A 16408-nucleotide genomic window follows, 5' to 3' on the forward strand; every position below is an offset into this window, starting at 1 on the left:
ATCGGTCATAGAGCGAGCATAGGCAACGCGGGCTTTGCTGGGAGGGCCTGACTCTAAGATGCGGTGGACCGAACTCATTCGGCGTGCGCGGCGGTCCCGATCGCCTGAATCGTCCGATCTCGGCCAGTGGATCGAGGCGGCGCTGCTTGTCATGCTGCTGATCCAGTTCGCTCGCCTGCTCTGGGCGCTGGTGACGCCGGTCGGCCTCTATGGCGACTGGCGCGCGCGCGAGCCGGTCGTGGTCAGCGCCGATGCCCGCAAGGCCCTGTTCGCCGGTTTCGATCCGTTCTTCCGCGCGGGCGTCGCGGCGGGGGCAGGCGAGGGCGGCGCGCAGCAAGTGACGTCCCTGCCGCTCCAGCTGTTCGGCATCAGCCTCAACGAGGCATCGGGCGGGGGATCGGCCATCATCGCCAGCGAAGGCGGCGAGCAGACCAGCTATGCGGTCGGCGACGAGATCGCGCCCGGCGTGACGCTCAAGTCCGTGCAGTTCGATCATGTCGTGATCGAGCGGGGCGGAGTCACGGAAACCCTCTATATCGATCAGTCGGGCGGCGACGGGACCGACGACGCAGCAGGCGCGCCGGATGGCGATGCCGCCGCCGACAATGCGGCGCAGCCCAACTCCGGGGGCGGCGCGGGCGGGCTCACCCCGACAGCGATCCTCGGCGCGGTGAGCATGGTGCCGCGCTCGGAAAATGGCCGGGTGACCGGCATCGTGGTCGGCGCGCAGGGCGATGCCGGCATTCTCTCGCGGGCGGGCTTCCGTCCGGGCGACATCATCGTGCAGGTGAGCGGACAGCCGGTGCGCTCGGCGGGCGACATCCAGGCTCTGCAGGAATCGCTTCGCCCCGGCGCGCGCCTGTCCCTCATGGTCGAGCGCGGCTCGGCCACCGTGCCCATTTCTCTCATACTTCCGGAAAATAGATGACAGTCCTGCCAAAATTCCGCCGATTTGCCGGAACTGCCGTTCTCGCGCTGCTGTGCGCAGTGCCGGCGCTGGGACAGCTGAGCCTCAATGTCCGGGACGCGGACATCCGCGCCTTCATCCAGGATGCCGCGCGCGTCACGGGGCGCACGTTCATCATCGACAACCGGGTGCAGGGCAAGGTCTCGGTCGTCACGGACCGTCCGCTCAGCCGCTCGGAATATTTCGAGATCTTCCTCTCCACGCTGCGGGCCAACGGGCTGGTGGCAGTGCCCGCGACGGGCGGGGCGTTTCGCATCCAGCCGGCGGAAGGCGTCGCGGGGCAGCCGGGGCAGGTCGGCGGCTCGGCGCATCGCAACCAGTTCGTGACCGAAGTCATCCGCCTGCGCTCCATCGATGCCCAGTCCGCGCTCGAGACGCTGCGGCCGCTGGTCAGCCGGGACGGTTCGATCACCGCGAACCGCTCCGGACGGTCGATCGTCGTGGCGGACTATGCCGACAATATCACGCGGATCCGGCAAGTGCTGGCGCAGGTCGATACGGATGGCTCGTCCACCACGCTCATCGCGCTCAAGAATGCCGGGGCGCGGGAGATCGCCCAGTCCCTGCAGGCGCTCGTCGCCGGGGGCGGGGAAGGCGCGCCGGCGGGCGCGACCGTGGTCGCCATCGACAGCTCGAACAGCATCGCGATCCGGGGCGACGCCACGACCGTCTCGCGCCTCTCGGCCATGGTGCGCGAACTCGATACGCGTGCCGCCACGGGCACGGAAATCCGCGTCTACTGGCTGCAGCATGCCGATGCCGACAAGATGGTGCCGGTGCTCCAGCAACTGCTCGGCCAGGCCGCCGCCACGGGCGGATCGACGGCCGCAACCAATGGCGCGGGTGGTGGCAATGGCGGGAACACGCCGCCGCCGGCCGCCGCGACGGCGGTCTCCGCGACATCGGGCGAGGGCGGCGTGGCCGGCCGCGGCCCCGCGGTCGTGACCCGCTATGATGGCGCGAACGCCGTAATCGTTGCCGCCAATGGCGACACCCAGCGGATGCTGGGCGAAGTGATCCGCCAGCTCGACACGCGCCGGGACCAGGTGCTGGTCGAGGCGATCATCGTCGAAATCGGCAACAATGCGGCGCGGCAGCTGGGCGTGCAGTTCCTCATCGGCAGCACCAAGACCGGCTTTGCCGCCACCAACTATTCGAACGCCCAGCCCAACATCCTGACGCTCGCCGGTGCCATCGCGGCGGACCGGCTCAGCACGCAGGAAACGGTGGTCGTGGCGCCGGACGGCACGCGCACGACGACGACGACGACGGAGAATGGCGGCCTCGTCAGCGAACTGCAGGGCGCCGCAGTCGACTCGCTGCGCAGCGCGCGCGGCGGCTTCGGCGGGATCGCCACGGAGATCGGCAAGAACGGCATCTTCGGCGCCATCATCAACGCGGTGCAGGCGGATACGGAAAGCAATGTGCTTTCCACGCCCTCGATCACCACGCTGGACAACCAGCAGGCCCGCATGCTCGTGGGCCAGGAAGTGCCGGTGGCGACCGGCGAGGCGCTCAGCCCCAATTTCGACAATCAGTTCCGCACCGTGCAGCGCCAGAATGTCGGCATCATGCTGGACGTGACGCCGCAGGTCAGCTCGGACGGCACGATCAAACTCTTCCTCAAGCAGGAAGTGAGCAGCGTCGCCGGGCCGGTCTCCAACGACAGCAGCGACCTCATCATCAACAAGCGCGAGTTCGAGACGACCGTGCTGGTCGACGATGGGGATATCCTCGCCATCGGCGGCCTGCTGGACGACAATGAGCGGCGCACCATCGAGAAGATCCCGCTGCTGGGCGACCTGCCGCTGCTGGGCAATCTCTTCAAGTCGCGCAGCCGGGCGCGGGCGAAGACCAATCTGATGGTCTTCATCCGGCCGACGATCCTCAGCAGCAAGGCGGACGCGCAGGAACTGACGGCACGGCGCTACGGCTATATTCGCGGGCGGCAGGCGCTCGCCAATCCCGGCGTGGAACCATCCATCGACGAACTCGTCCGTGATTATATGGGCGCCGCGCTGCCGGTGAGCGCCACGGCGCGCCCGGACGACCAGGTGATCGACGGGCGCATCACGCCCATCGAGGAAACGCGCTCCCAGGCGGTGGTGACCACCCAGGACGAGAAAGGCGGGCAGAAATGATCGATCCGTCCCGGAACGATCCCGAAGTGCCTCCCGGCGAGGGACCGGACCGGGCCGTGCTGCCGATCGACATTCCCTATGGCTTCGCGCGCCGGCACGGCGTGGTCATCACGTCGCTGGCGACCGGCGACGACCCCGCCGAGCGGATCACGATCGCCCTGCGCGAAGGCGCGGACCCGCGCGTGCTCGTGGAGGTGCGGCGGCATCTGGCGCGCAGCTTCGATGTGACCATCGCCAGCGCGCAGGCCTTCGAGAAGCATCTTTCCGACCATTATGCGATGGAAGGCTCGGCCGCCGCCATGGCCGGATCGCTGGCCATGGGCGGGGACGACCTCGATTTCATCGCCGGCGACCTGCCGACCGCCGAGGACCTGCTGGACAGCGGCGACGACGCGCCCGCCATCCGCCTCATCAACGGCATCATCGCGGAAGCCGCGCGGCAAGGCGTCTCCGACATCCATATCGAGCCCTATGAGACCGGTCTCGTGGTGCGCATGCGCATGGACGGCGTGCTGCGCGAGACGCTGCGCATGCCGGCCCATGTCGCGCCCGTGGTGGTCAGTCGGGTGAAGGTCATGGCCCGGCTGGACATCGCCGAGCGGCGCGTGCCGCAGGACGGGCGCATCGGCCTGACGCTGGGCGGCAAGATGCTGGACGTGCGCGTCTCCACGCTGCCGAGCCGGGCCGGCGAACGGGTGGTGCTGCGTATCCTGGACAAGGAGAATGCGGGCATCTCGCTCGATATTCTCGGCCTCACCGGCATTGCCGACTCCGTGTTCCGCAGCGCGCTGGGCGAGCCCAACGGCATCATCCTCGTCACCGGCCCGACCGGCAGCGGCAAGACGACGACGCTTTATGCCGGGCTGCGTCAGCTCAACGACGGCAGCCGCAACATCCTCACCGTCGAGGACCCGGTGGAATATGCCATCGAAGGCGTCGGGCAGACGCAGGTGAACGCCAAGGTGGGCCTCTCCTTCGCGGCGGGGCTGCGCGCTATCCTGCGGCAGGACCCCGACGTGGTGATGGTCGGCGAAATCCGCGACCGGGAGACGGCCGAGATCGCGGTGCAGGCATCGCTCACCGGCCATCTCGTGCTCTCCACCGTGCACACCAATGATGCGGTGGGCGCGATCACGCGCATGCGCGACATGAAGGTGGAGCCATTCCTGCTCGCTTCCACCCTGCGCGCGGTGATCGCGCAGCGGCTGGTGCGGCGGCTGTGCCCCCATTGCCGCGAACAGGTCCAGGCGGACAAGTCGGTCAGTGCGCTGCTCGGCATCGACGAAGGCGCGCTCATTTATCGCCCGCGCGGCTGCGAGCATTGCACCGGCAGCGGCTACAAGGGCCGCGTCGGCGTGTTCGAGGCGATCCGCGTCGACGACACCATCCGCCGGATGATCAACGAGGGCGGCGATGAATCGCTGATCGCCCGCCATGCCTTCCTCCATGCGCCCAATCTCGTCTCCTCGGCGCGGGCGCTGGTGCTGGGCGGCGAGACGAGCGCGGAGGAAGCGATCCGGATCTCGCGCCGCGAAACGATCGATGCCTGAATTCGATTATGTGGTGATCGACGGCACCGGGCGGGAGAAGCGCGGGCTGCTGCGGGCGGATTCGGTGAACGAGGCGCGCGATGCGCTGGCCGCGAAGAAGCTGTTCGTGGTGCGCATCGCGGAAGGGCGCGGCGCGAGCCGTGGCGCCGCCGAGGCAGGGAAGGGGCGCGCGCTCTCCGGCCGCAGCCTGTTCACGCTGGAGCGCAACCGCCTCTCCACCAAGGACCTCACGCTGTTCACGCGGCAGCTTTCCACGCTGGCGCAGGTCTCCCCGCTGGAGGAAGCGCTGCGCACCATCACGCGCCAGAGCGAGAAGCAGCATGTGCGCGACATCGTCTCGCGCGTGCATTCCGGCGTGGTCGAAGGGCGCAGCCTCGGCGAGGCGATGGCCACCGAACCCAGGAGCTTCCCCGGCCTCTACCGGGCGATGATTGCCGCCGGCGAACGCTCCGGGAGCCTGCCCGCCTTGACCGAACGGCTCGCCCTGCTGCTCGAACGGCAATCCGAAATGCGCTCCAAGATGCTGACGGCGCTGGCTTATCCCACGGTGCTCGCGGTGTTCGCCGTGATCGTGGTGGTGTCGCTCATGATCTTCGTCGTGCCGCTGGTGGTGGAGCAGTTCGATACGCTGGGGCAGCAATTGCCGCTGCTCACGCGGATCGTCATGGGCATTTCCAATGTGCTGGCGCGCTGGTGGTGGGCGATCCTGATCGTCCTGGGACTGCTGGGCTTCCTCGGCTGGCGCGCGCTGCGCAACGAGGCGGTGCGCCTGCAGGCGGACGGCATGCTGCTGCGGACGCCGTTTCTCGGCCGCCTGCTGCGCGATCTCCATGCCGCGCGCATGGCCCGCACGCTCGCCACCATGGTCGAGAGCCGGCTGCCGGTGATGGAAGGGCTCGCGCTCACCGTGCCGACGGTCCATAATCGCGTGCTGCGCGCGGCGACGGCGGAGATCGTCGAGGCCGTGCGCGGTGGCGGCAGCCTCTCGGCGGCCATGCGCCGGGCGGACGTCTTCCCGCCCCTGCTCGTCTATCTCGCTGCCAGCGGCGAGAGCGCGGGCCAGCTCGACCTCATGCTGGAGCGGGCCGCCGATTATCTGGAACGCGAGTTCGACGGCTTCACCGCCGCCGCGCTTTCCATGCTGGAGCCGCTGATCATCATCGTCATGGGTGGTATCGTGGCGATCATCATTCTCTCGATTCTGCTGCCGATCATGCAGCTGCAGAATCTCACAGGTGCCGGAGTCTGACATCATGAACGCCGCTCAATCCGACCATGCCGCACAAGCCCTCCCGATCTCCCCGCGCGCGGCGGGGTTGCCGGAAGCGATGGCGCGATCCCTCGCCGGGCGATTGAAGCGGGGCGGGGAAGAGGGCTTCACCCTGATCGAGCTGCTGGTCGTGATCGTCATCATCGGCCTGCTCGGCACCATCGTCGCCATCAATGTGTTCGGCGCGCTCGGCACCAGCAATGTCGCCAAGGCCAAGGCGGACATCGCGACGCTGGAATCCGCGCTGGAACAGTATCGGCTCGACAATCTCACTTATCCGAGCAGCAGCGACGGCCTCAATGCGCTGCTCTCGCCGCCGCCGGGCCTGATGCAGCCCGAGCGCTACCGGCAGGGCGGCTACATCAAGAAGCTGCCCAACGACCCCTGGAGCCGGCCGTATCAATATGCCGCGCCGGGCCGTCGCGGGCCGTTCGACGTCTATTCGCTCGGCGCGGATGGCCAGAGCGGCGGCGATGGCGAGAATGCGGACATCTATTCGAGCGATCTCTAGGCCCGCGCGGCGGATCGGCGCGCGCCGGAAGGATGCACGGGACATGATGCGGAGCGGCCAGCGCGGCTTCACCCTGCTCGAGATGCTGGTCGCGCTCACGATCTTCAGCATCGCCGGGCTCGCGCTCGTGCGGCTGCAGGCGGTCTCGGCCCGCACCTCGGTCGATCTGCGCACGCGGACTCTCGCGCAGGTCGTGGCGCGCAATCTCATGGTGGAGCGCCTGACCGACCCCGCGGCGCCTGCGCTCGGCACGAGCGAGGGCACGGCGGAAAATGCCGGCGCGCAGTGGCGCTGGGCGCAGCAGGTGGAGGAAGGCGACGAAGGCAGGCTCGTCGTCATCACCCTGCGGGTCGATGGCGGGCCCGGCCAGTCCCCGGCGGTGCTCACTTTCGGTCGCGCGAAATGAGGGCGCGGCATCCCGGCACGGAGCGCCCCCGCGCCTCGTCGCTCCGGTTCGGGGCGGCGCAGCAGGGCTTCACGCTGGTCGAGCTGATGGTCGTGATCGTCATCATCGGCCTCATGTCCGGCGCGGTGGTGCTGACCATGGCCGATCCGCGCGGGCGCATTTCCGGGGATATTGATCGCTTCGCCGGGCGCGTGCGTGCCGCGCGCGACGATGCCGTCATCAGCGGACGGGCTGTTGCGCTGTGGGTCTCGCCGACCGCCTATGGGTTCGAGCAGCGCGCACGCGGGCAATGGCAACCGGTGCGGGAAGGGCCGCTGGCCTCGCAGGATTGGTCCGGCGGCGCCAGCGCCGACCTCGGCTCGGCGGGGCAGGCTCGCATCGTGTTCGACAGTGTCGGCCGCGCCGACCAGCCGCTGCGGTTCGTGCTGCGGCGCGACGACCAGCAAGTGACGCTGCGCATGGACCTCGACGGGAATGTGAGCAGTGGTGACTGAGCCGGGTCCACAGCTCGCGCCCGGACGGCGGGACAGCGGCTTCACGCTGATCGAGCTGCTCGTCGCGGTGATGATCTTCGCGATGCTGGCGACGGCCGGCGTGGCCCTGCTGCGCAGCAGCGTGGACGGTCAGGCGACGGTGCGGACGCATCTGGACGCGCTGGCCGACGTGCAGCGCGGCCTCGCCACGCTCGACGCTGATCTCTCGCAGGCGGTGGTGCGGATCAGCCGGACGGATGCCGGCACGCTCGCGCCGGTCTTCTTCGGACGGGCGGCGCAGGGGGACGAGCCGCTCATGCAGTTCGTCCGCGACGGCTGGGCCAATCCCGGCACGCTGCGCCGCCCCAGCCTGCAAAAGGTCGAATATTGGTGGCGGGACGGGCGGCTCGAACGGATCGGCTATGCAGCGGTGGACGGCGCGCCAGCGCCCGAGCCGGCCGTGCTGTTCGACGACGTGACGGCGCTGACGCTGCGCTATCGCGCGCGCAACGGCGCCTGGCTGGAGCGATGGGCGCCCGCACGACCGATCGACATGCCGACCGCCGTCGAGATCGCGCTCACACGGCGCAACGCGGCGCCGCTGACGCTGCGCTTCCTCGTCGGCACGGCGATGAGCCAGCCGCCCGTCGACGACGCCGCAGCCGGAGGCCTTGCCGATGGTCAATGAGCGTGCATCCGAGCGCGGGGCGGCACTGCTCACCGTGCTGCTGCTGGTGGCGATCCTCTCGGTCATCACGGCGGTCGCGCTCGAGCGGCTGACGCTGGCCAGCCGCATGACCCGCAACATCGTCTCCGCAGATCAGGGCCGTGCTTATCTGCTGACGGCCGAGCAGATGGCGGCGATGCGCGTGAGCGACCTCGTCGCGATGCGGCCGGACCGCACCACGCTGGAAGGCGGATGGCTGGGGCGCGATCAGGTGATTGCCGTGCCCGGCGGCACGGTGACCGCCCGCATCATCGACCGGGGCAACTGCTTCAATCTCAACAGCCTCGTGAAAGGCCCGGACGACGGTGCCGATGAGGCGGCCTTTTCCGGCGAGGAGACGCTGGTGGCGCGGCCGGAAGGCATCGAGCAGTTCGCCGGGCTCATGCGCCTGCTCGGCATCGAGCATGGCACGGCGCTGCAAGTGGCGATTACGGCGGCTGACTGGATCGACAGCGATTCAACGCCCGGCAATGGCGGCGCCGAGGACCAGTTCTACGCGGGCTTCTCGCCGCCCTATCGCGCGGCCAACATGCTGATGGCGGACCCGAGCGAACTGCTGATGGTGGGGGCCGTCACCCCGGAAATCTACCAGCGCCTGCGCCCCTGGATCTGCGCGCTGCCGACGACGGCGCTTTCGCCCATCAACATCAACACGCTGCTGCCGGGGCAAGCGGTGCTGCTCGCCATGCTCGCGCCCGAGGCGCTGGGGCTCGAACAGGCCCGGCAGGTGCTGGCGCAGCGGCCGGTTGGCGGCTATGGCAGCCTCGTGACGTTCCGGAGCCTGCCGGCACTGGCAAGGCTCAATCTGTCCGATTCCGCCTGGGAGCAACTGGCGCAGAAGACACGCTGGTTCGAAGTGGCGCTGAGGGCCGATCTCGGGGGAGACACGGTGGAAGAGATTGTGCTGATCGATGCGGGACGTAGGCCGGCGCGGCTCGTGCGCCGCCAGTGGGGCGAGGATTCTTGAGACACGATTATATCATCCTCCTGCCGCCCGAACGGGACGCGTCGCCGCTCTGGTATCGCGTTGCCGATGACAGGATCGTGCGGCGCGGGCGCGGCACCGAGTGGCTGCCGCCCGATCAGGCCGAGGAGCCGGATGCGGGCATCGGCGAGGTCATGCTGGTGCTGCCGCCGCAGGCCACCACGCTCCACTGGATCGCCTGCCCGGGCATGACGCCCCGGCAAGGCGCGGCCGCAGCGCGGCTGATGGCGCTGCAGGCGAGCATCGGCGAGCCGGACCAGCTTCACGCGGCGGTCGCGGCCAATGACGATCCGGACGCACCGCATGTCGTGGCGGTAACGAGCCAGAGCGCGATGACGCACTGGCTGGACTGGGCCGCGACACATGGCGTCGGTCGGGCGAGCATCGTGCCCTCGGCCCTGCTGCTGCCGGGGCCGGCAAGCGGGTTCGTGCGCGGGCAGGTCGGGGCCGGCGAGGTCGTGCGCGGTGTGGACACGGCGTTCGACGGCGAGGAAGTGATCGCTCCGCTGATCATCGGCGACGCGCCGGTGACGCCGGTGACCGACGAGGAAGTGGACGCGGCTCTGCTCTCGGCGCTCGACGAGCCGCCGCTGGATCTGCGGCAGGGCAGCTTCGCGCGGCGCGCGCCGGCACTGATCGATTCCGCCCGGATGCGGCGGATCGGCCTGCTGCTGGGACTCATAGGCCTGTGCATGCTGCTCGTCTCTCTCGTCACCATCATCCGCCTGAATGCCGAATCCTCGCGGCTGGACGCGCAGACCGTGGAACTGGCCCGCACCATCGATCCCTCCGTAAGCGACCCGGAGATGGCGGACGGGCGCATGACCGCGCTGCTCGCCGCGCGGGGCGGACGGGGCGGCTTCACCGGCATGATGGCCGGGCTGATGGCCGCGATGCAGGCCAATGCCAATGTCGTGCTCACCAATGTCAATCAGGGCGCGGACGGATCGCTGCGCGTCCAGCTCGCCGCCGTTCGCGCCGAGGACATCAATGATGTGCTCATCGCCATACAGGAAGCGGGCTGGCGGATCAGCGCCAACGCGGTACAGCAACGGGGCGGCCGTGTGATCGCCGATATCATGGTGGTGCGCTGATGTTGCAGGCTATGCGGGCATGGTGGGCCAACCACAGCGAGCGCGAGCAGCGCTTCATGGTGGTGCTGGGCGTCATCGCATTCGTGATCTTCCTCTGGCTGGGCGTGCTGCGGCCGATCGGCGGGGCGCTCTCGGCGGGCTGGGAGCGGCAGCGGCTGGCGCTCGACCGCTATGCCTCCGTGCGCGACAAGGTGGCGGAACTGCGCCAGCGCCCGGCCGAGCGCCAGCAGGCGGACCGCGTGCCGCTCGATCAGCTTGTCGGCCAGAGCGCGGCGGAAGCGGGCTTCACGCTCGACCGCGCGACGCTGCAGGGTGAGGGGCGCATGTCGATCAACATGGGATCGGCCCGGGTCGGCCCGCTCCTCCAGTGGATATCGACGCTGGAGCAGGCCGGCGTGATGGTGCAGACGATCAGCATCGTGCCCGGCGCGGCCGAAGGCACGGTCGCCGTCCAGGCGGTGCTCGAGGAGATCAGGCCATGATCGGCTGGACGCGCACCACCCGCGTGAAGATCATGCTGGTGATCATCCTCGCCATCGGCATGCTGATCACCTGGCCGCTGCGGGCGGCATTCAGCATCTTCGAGCTCAAGGAAATGGGCGTCGCCGCACGATCCCTGCGCGGGCCGATCTGGTGGGGCGGCGCCGAGGAACTGCAGGTGCGGGGCGTCAATATCGGCACCGTCGACGTGTTCCTCAATCCCGTCCAGCTGCTCATCGGGCGCGTGCGCATCGATGTCGCGCGGCGGCGGGGCAATGCCGACGATATCGCGGGCGCGTTCACGATCGGCTTCGGCCGCCGGGGCATCGATGACGTGACGGGCGCGCTGGCCCTTGCCGCGCCGCTCGCGCCGCTGCCGGTGAGCCGGGTCGAGTTCGAGGACCTGACCGTCCACTTCACCGGCGGTCTGTGCACGCGCGCGGAAGGGCAGGTGCGCGCCCGCGTGCCCGCCCTCATCAGCGGCCTTGCCCTGTCCAACGGCTTTTCCGGCCAGGCGCGCTGCGCGGGCGACGTGGTCGAGCTGCCGCTGGCCAGCCAGTCCGGGCAGGAGCAGCTCAACATCCGCATCAAGAGCGATGGCAGTTACGAAGCCGCGATGCGCGTGCGCACGAGCGACCCGCTGCTGATCGCCGCGCTGGGTGCCAATGGCTTCCGCCCCGTGGGCGACGAGCAGATATTGCGGACGGTCGGCCGGTTGTGAATCCCGCCATGCAGGACGGCCTGCGCATCCTGCTCGGCGCGGGGGCGGGCGCGATCATCGGCAGCTTCCTCGGCGCGATCGTGACGCGCTGGCCCCGGGGGGAGTCGGTGGTCAGGGGACGATCGCGCTGCGACAGCTGCGGGCGCACCCTGGGGCCGCTGGAGCTGATCCCGCTGCTCGGCGCGCTCCTCGCGCGCGGGCGGTGCCGAAGCTGCGGCGCGCGGATCGATCCGGTCCACATGGTCATGGAAGGGGGCGCGGCGCTGATCGGCGCCGTCCTGCTCTGGTGGCTGCCGCTGCCCGACGCGCTGTTCTTCGCCGCCGGCGGCTGGCTGCTGCTGACGCTCGCCCTGCTCGATGCGCGCCATCACTGGCTGCCGGATGCGCTCACATTGCCGCTCGCCGCGCTGGGGCTGACGATCGGCGACTGGTTCCTGCCGGCGAGTTTCGAGCCGCGGCTGATCGGCGCGGGCGCGGGCTATCTGTGCCTCTTCGCGCTCGCGCTCGCGTATCGACTGGTGCGCGGACGGGAAGGGCTGGGAATGGGCGACGCGAAGCTGCTGGGCGCGCTGGGCGCCTGGCTTGGCTGGCAATCGCTGCCGCTCCTGCTGCTGATCGCCAGCGTGGCGGGGCTGCTTTGGGCCCTCATGCTGAAGCTGACCGGCCGCGAGATCGATGCCACGACCCGGCTGCCGCTGGGCACGTTCCTTTGCCTCGCGGCCGTGCCGGCTGCCTGGGCGGGGCGGGCGATCGGGCTGTGACGGGGCGGCGCGCCGGGCGGGTCAGGCGCCGGCGAGCGCCTGTCGCGTCCATGCGACAAGCTGGGCCTGATTCATCGCGCCCGCCTGCCGCGCGATCTCACGGCCATCCCGGAAGAGAATGAGCGTGGGGATGGAGCGGATGCCGTAGCGCGCGGCGATGGCCTGCTCGGCCTCGGTATCGACTTTCAGCAGGCGCACATGCGGTTCCAGTTCGGCGGCGGCCGCCTTGAAAGCCGGCGCCATCGCCCGGCACGGCCCGCACCAGCTTGCCCAGAAATCGACGAGCACCGGGAGGCTCCCCCGGCCGACATGACGATCGAAGGCACTGGCGGCGACATCCGTGGGCCGACCCTCGAACAGCCGCTCCCCGCAGCGCCCGCATTTGGGCGCAGCACCGATCTTCGCGGCCGGCACGCGATTGGGACTGGCGCAGGCGGGGCAGATCACAAGCTCGGGATCGGACATGGGCGCGCTCCGGCTGGGCAGGGCTCAGGGGTGAGCAAGTTCGATGCTATTGTGGAATAGCGGTTATAGGGCATTTCCGTCCGGAAGCAGCCTTTCGGGAGATGACGGTGTTGCGTGGACTTCAGATATGAGACTTCTACTCGTTGTCGCTGCATACGCGCCTCCTGGCATGTTCAGGATCGGTGAACCGACCTGAGGAGGTGGCCATAAGATATGCAGAGCAGCATTTTGGACGACGGTCATTTGACCCTGATGGGAAGGGCTATAATATCAACGTCATAGAGTGTGGGGCCAGATGGTGTGTACAGCTTTATCCTGCTCGTGAGGCGTCCACGGGCGAGTCCCGTTACGTGGGCGGGGGCGTTCACCTGGAGCTGCGCAAGACTGATTTAGCCGTTCTGACCGCCTTCGGAACACAGTGAGTGCTTCCCCCCGATTCCGTCTTTTTGCCGTCTACGCAAGCGCTCGAAAGCCGCCCGGCAGCTACTCCGTTTGCAGCCAGTCCCAATGCCGCTCGACCGGACACGACACTAAAGGAGACGTCTCCTCCTCCTCCCTACATTGTCATTCCCGCGAACGCGGGAATCCAGCTGAGACATTGCGTACGAGCGCCGGGGTGTAACTGGATTCCGCGTTCGCGGGAATGACGAGGAGCAGGGGGCAGGGCCGCTTCACACAACCCCTCCCCTGACACTGGCCGCCATGACGCCCCAGCAGCGGGGCACCCTGCCAGGTCCAAACCCTTCCACGCCGCTTCGTCGTTTACGCTCATGATGTAAGCGTCTAGGACAACGGTTTCAGGATTTGCCCCAGGGAGCAGGACGTTTGAGTTCCAGTGATGCATGGGCCGCCGAGCCGGTGAGGCCGCTCCAGATCGGGGATCCGGCGCCCAATTTCCGGGCCCGTACAACGATGGGCGATCTCAACCTCTCCGATTATCGGGGGCGCTGGTTGCTGCTTTTCTCGCATCCGGCGGATTTCACGCCCGTCTGCACCAGCGAGTTCATCGCCCTGTCGCGTGCCAGCGCGCGTTTCGAAGCGCTCGATTGCGCGCTGCTCGCGATCTCGGTCGACAGCGTTTATGCTCATCTGGGCTGGATCCGCGCGATCCGCGAGCATTTCGGCGTGACGGTCAGCTTCCCGATCGTCGAGGATCCCTCGCTTGTCATCGGCCGCGCCTATGGGATGCTCGCGCAGGATGCGCCGGATGCCGCGACGCTGCGATCGACCTTCTTCATCGACCCTGAGGGGATCATCCGCGCGATGCTCTGCTATCCCGCGACCGTCGGCCGATCGGTGGAGGAATTGCTGCGTGTCCTCGCCGCGCTGCAGCGGGTGGACAGCGCGAATGTGGTCACCCCGGAGGGCTGGCGGCCGGGGGATGACGTGCTGCTCCCGCCGCATCAGGATCAGCGCTCGGCGCTCGCGGAGGCGGGGGACGATTGCTGGTTCTATCGCACCCAGCCCGACGCACCGGGAGGACGCGGCGCGTGACGGCCTTCACGGATGGCGAGCTCGACGCAATCACCATCGTCCTCAAGGCGCTGGCGCATGATGTCCGGCTGCGACTGATGCGGACCTTGCTCGACCATGGCGAGACCTCGGTCAGCGAGCTCGAAGCCCTGACCGGCGTGGGCCAGCCCGGCCTCTCGCAACAGCTTGCCGTGCTGCGCAAGGCGGAGCTCGTGCAGACGCGACGCGAGGCGAAGCTGGTTTTCTACAGCCTTGCGCCCCAGGGGCTGCATGCCGCGGCGCAGCTGCTGGCGGCGCTCTCCCGGACGGCGCCGGGAGAGGCGGGGCCACGGCCGGGCGGTACGCAGGCGCGCGTGCGGGGATCGGCAGCGACTTTCGCGCGAATGCTGGAATAGTTTGCGCCGACGGTTCCGGCGCCCAGGCGCCGTTCCCGTCCGGTTCGGCAGAGCTTATTCGCTCATCGCGCGATTGATCGCATCCTCGAGCTCGGCCTGCGAGAAGGGCTTGCCGAGCTTGACGACCCGCAACATGCTGTCGGTGGGGACCTCGCCATAACCGGTCGCCAGAATGACCGGAAGGCCGGGGCGCTCGGACACGGCCTGTTCCGCGAGCTGGACGCCGGTCATGTTGGGCATTGCATGATCGGTGATGAGCAGGTCCAGATCAGGCGTGGCGCGGATGATCTGCAGCGCATCGGCACCTGAGGCCGCTTCCCACACGCAGTGCCCCAAATCCTCCAGAAATGCGGCGGTGTTCATGAGGATCAGCGAATCGTCGTCCACCGCCAGAATGTTGAGATTGTGCCGCGCGACGGGGGGTGAGGGCTGGGCCGGCGCCGCGCCCGGCGAGGGGGTCGCATGGCGGGACTCGGGGAGCCAGAGCGTCGCGCTGGTGCCTTGCCCGATCGCGCTTTGCAGCGTGAACGTGCCTTCGAGCTGGCGGGCGAGCCCATGGATCATCGAAAGGCCAAGGCCCGTGCCTTTCCCCACGCCCTTGGTGGTGAAGAAGGGCTCGGTCGCGCGGGCCAGCGTCTCGGCATCCATGCCCGAGCCGCGGTCGATGACGCTGATCCGGACATAACGCCCCGGCGCGAGATCGGTGAGTTCGCCCGCCTCGACCGTCGTGAGATCGGCATGGATGGAGATCGGGCCGCCGCGGGGGACTGCATCCCGCGCGTTCACCAGCAGGTTGATGAGGGCCATTTCCAGCTGGTTGGGATCGGCGAGAACGGCCGGCAGATCCTCCGACCAGCGGAAATCGAGCGGCCAGGACGGGCCCAGTGTCCGCTGGGCTAGCTCCCTCATGCCCGCCAGCAGCTCCGGGACGGCGATCTGCTCGGGCGAGAGGTCCTGCCGCCGCGCGAAGGCGAGCATGCGCTGGGTGAGGGCGGCACCGCGCTCCGCACCCTGCAGTGCATTGTCGATGAGCCGGGTCAGACTGGGATCGTCCGGCAGGCGCTTGCTCAGCAGCGCCAGGCTGCTCGAGATCGCCATCAGGAGATTGTTGAAGTCATGCGCGACGCCGCCGGTGAGCTGGCCGATCGCTTCAAGCTTCTGCGCCTGGCGCAGCGCTTCCTCGGTCTGCTGCCGCTCGACGACTTCCTGATGGACGCGCTCTTCCAGCGTCTCGTTGAGGTCGCGCAGCGCGCTTTCCATAGCCCTGGACTTGGTGACGTCGTAGATCACGCCGATCAGCCGGTAGCCCGATCCCTCGGGCAGTATCTCGCCCCGCCGCGCGATCCAGCGGCGCTGGCCATCGTCATTGCGAATGATCTCGAACTCGGCGTCCAGCGTCTCGGGAACATGGCTGCTGCGGGCATCCGGCAGGATGGGCTGCGCGCCGGGGGCGAGGACCGCGTTGATCGTCTGGACCGGCAGGACCGACGCAGGATGCAGACCGAGCAACCGGCAGAATTCCGCCGATACCGCTGCCGTCGCATGCCCGTCCACGAACTCGAAAGTGCCGACGCCGCCGGCCGTCTGCGCGATACGCAGCCGCTCCTCGGCGCGCTTGCGCTCGGTGACGTCGACAAGCAGGCCGATGAATCGACGCGGCTGGTCATAATCGTCCAGCTCGCATTGGCCGCGGCCATGCATCCAGAGCGTCGTCCCACCCGGCGTGACGATCCTGAATTCCTTGGAGAAAAGCTCGGCGCCCGCCATCATGCCGGCAACCGCGATCTTGATGCGGGCGCGGTCCGCCGGATGAATGGCCTTGAAGAAGGCTTCGGCCGGCAGTCCGGTCAGGGCCTCCCCGGCATCCAGACCATAAAGCGCCGCGAACCGCTCATCCACATCGAGGCTGTTCTCGCCGATGTTCCAGGCCCAGCTGCCGCTCGCGCCCATCGCGGCCAGAGTGAGCTGTGTCTGCTCGAAGCCCAGCAT

Annotated in this window: 17 protein-coding genes; 15 read left to right on the forward strand and 2 right to left on the reverse strand. The window is 68.7% G+C overall.

Annotated elements, in window-relative coordinates; genetic code table 11:
- Nucleotides 1–58 precede the first annotated feature (58 nt).
- From HNP60_RS06730 to HNP60_RS06790, 13 genes are all read left to right on the forward strand, one after another.
- Nucleotides 59–928, forward strand: coding sequence for a type II secretion system protein N (locus tag HNP60_RS06730; RefSeq protein ID WP_184151752.1), 870 nt, complete (start codon nt 59–61; stop codon nt 926–928).
- A complete protein-coding gene (gspD, locus tag HNP60_RS06735) occupies nt 925–3108 on the forward strand; it encodes a type II secretion system secretin GspD (RefSeq protein ID WP_184151755.1) in 2184 nt (727 codons plus the stop codon). Before HNP60_RS06730 ends, gspD begins: the two co-directional genes overlap by 4 nt.
- The gene (locus HNP60_RS06740; protein ID WP_014075702.1) at nt 3105–4658 is read left to right on the forward strand and encodes a GspE/PulE family protein; all 1554 of its coding nucleotides are present in this window, start codon (nt 3105–3107) and stop codon (nt 4656–4658) included. Before gspD ends, HNP60_RS06740 begins: the two co-directional genes overlap by 4 nt.
- Nucleotides 4651–5907, forward strand: a complete 1257-nt coding sequence (gene gspF, locus HNP60_RS06745; protein ID WP_184151758.1) for a type II secretion system inner membrane protein GspF — start codon at nt 4651–4653, stop codon at nt 5905–5907. The genes HNP60_RS06740 and gspF overlap by 8 nt, the downstream gene beginning before the upstream one ends.
- A gap of 79 nt (nt 5908–5986) precedes the next feature.
- Nucleotides 5987–6439: a type II secretion system major pseudopilin GspG gene (gene gspG / locus HNP60_RS06750; protein WP_184156910.1), complete on the forward strand. Its 453-nt coding sequence runs from the start codon at nt 5987–5989 to the stop codon at nt 6437–6439.
- A 43-nt stretch (nt 6440–6482) separates the two neighbouring features.
- Entirely contained in the window at nt 6483–6845 is a 363-nt protein-coding gene (gspI, locus tag HNP60_RS06755; RefSeq protein ID WP_184151761.1) for a type II secretion system minor pseudopilin GspI, read from the forward strand.
- Nucleotides 6842–7339: a GspH/FimT family pseudopilin gene (locus HNP60_RS06760; RefSeq protein ID WP_184151764.1), complete on the forward strand. Its 498-nt coding sequence runs from the start codon at nt 6842–6844 to the stop codon at nt 7337–7339. The genes gspI and HNP60_RS06760 overlap by 4 nt, the downstream gene beginning before the upstream one ends.
- Complete coding sequence (gene gspJ, locus HNP60_RS06765) at nt 7329–8006, forward strand: type II secretion system minor pseudopilin GspJ (protein ID WP_184151767.1); 678 nt, start codon at nt 7329–7331, stop codon at nt 8004–8006. Before HNP60_RS06760 ends, gspJ begins: the two co-directional genes overlap by 11 nt.
- Complete coding sequence (gspK, locus tag HNP60_RS06770) at nt 7996–9012, forward strand: type II secretion system minor pseudopilin GspK (RefSeq protein WP_184151770.1); 1017 nt, start codon at nt 7996–7998, stop codon at nt 9010–9012. Before gspJ ends, gspK begins: the two co-directional genes overlap by 11 nt.
- Complete coding sequence (gene gspL, locus HNP60_RS06775) at nt 9009–10124, forward strand: type II secretion system protein GspL (protein ID WP_184151773.1); 1116 nt, start codon at nt 9009–9011, stop codon at nt 10122–10124. Before gspK ends, gspL begins: the two co-directional genes overlap by 4 nt.
- Complete coding sequence (gspM, locus tag HNP60_RS06780; RefSeq protein WP_014075710.1) at nt 10124–10606, forward strand: type II secretion system protein GspM; 483 nt, start codon at nt 10124–10126, stop codon at nt 10604–10606. The genes gspL and gspM overlap by 1 nt, the downstream gene beginning before the upstream one ends.
- A complete protein-coding gene (gspN, locus tag HNP60_RS06785) occupies nt 10603–11325 on the forward strand; it encodes a type II secretion system protein N (RefSeq protein WP_184151777.1) in 723 nt (240 codons plus the stop codon). Before gspM ends, gspN begins: the two co-directional genes overlap by 4 nt.
- Nucleotides 11326–11333: 8 nt before the next feature.
- Nucleotides 11334–12086, forward strand: coding sequence for a prepilin peptidase (locus HNP60_RS06790; RefSeq protein ID WP_184156912.1), 753 nt, complete (start codon nt 11334–11336; stop codon nt 12084–12086).
- A gap of 21 nt (nt 12087–12107) precedes the next feature.
- On the opposite strand, the gene trxC is transcribed toward HNP60_RS06790, so the two are convergent.
- A complete protein-coding gene (trxC, locus tag HNP60_RS06795; RefSeq protein WP_184151780.1) occupies nt 12108–12551 on the reverse strand; it encodes a thioredoxin TrxC in 444 nt (147 codons plus the stop codon).
- A gap of 825 nt (nt 12552–13376) precedes the next feature.
- Between trxC and HNP60_RS06800 the strand changes: the two genes are divergently transcribed.
- Both HNP60_RS06800 and HNP60_RS06805 read left to right on the forward strand, forming a co-directional pair.
- On the forward strand, nt 13377–14045 hold the full coding sequence (locus HNP60_RS06800; protein ID WP_184151783.1) for a peroxiredoxin: 669 nt from the start codon (nt 13377–13379) through the stop codon (nt 14043–14045).
- Nucleotides 14042–14419, forward strand: coding sequence for a metalloregulator ArsR/SmtB family transcription factor (locus tag HNP60_RS06805; RefSeq protein WP_184151786.1), 378 nt, complete (start codon nt 14042–14044; stop codon nt 14417–14419). The genes HNP60_RS06800 and HNP60_RS06805 overlap by 4 nt, the downstream gene beginning before the upstream one ends.
- Nucleotides 14420–14473: 54 nt before the next feature.
- On the opposite strand, the gene HNP60_RS06810 is transcribed toward HNP60_RS06805, so the two are convergent.
- Nucleotides 14474–16408, reverse strand: coding sequence for a hybrid sensor histidine kinase/response regulator (locus HNP60_RS06810; RefSeq protein WP_184151789.1), 1935 nt, complete (start codon nt 16406–16408; stop codon nt 14474–14476).

This window comes from Sphingobium lignivorans, assembly GCF_014203955.1.
GTDB lineage: Bacteria > Pseudomonadota > Alphaproteobacteria > Sphingomonadales > Sphingomonadaceae > Sphingobium > Sphingobium lignivorans.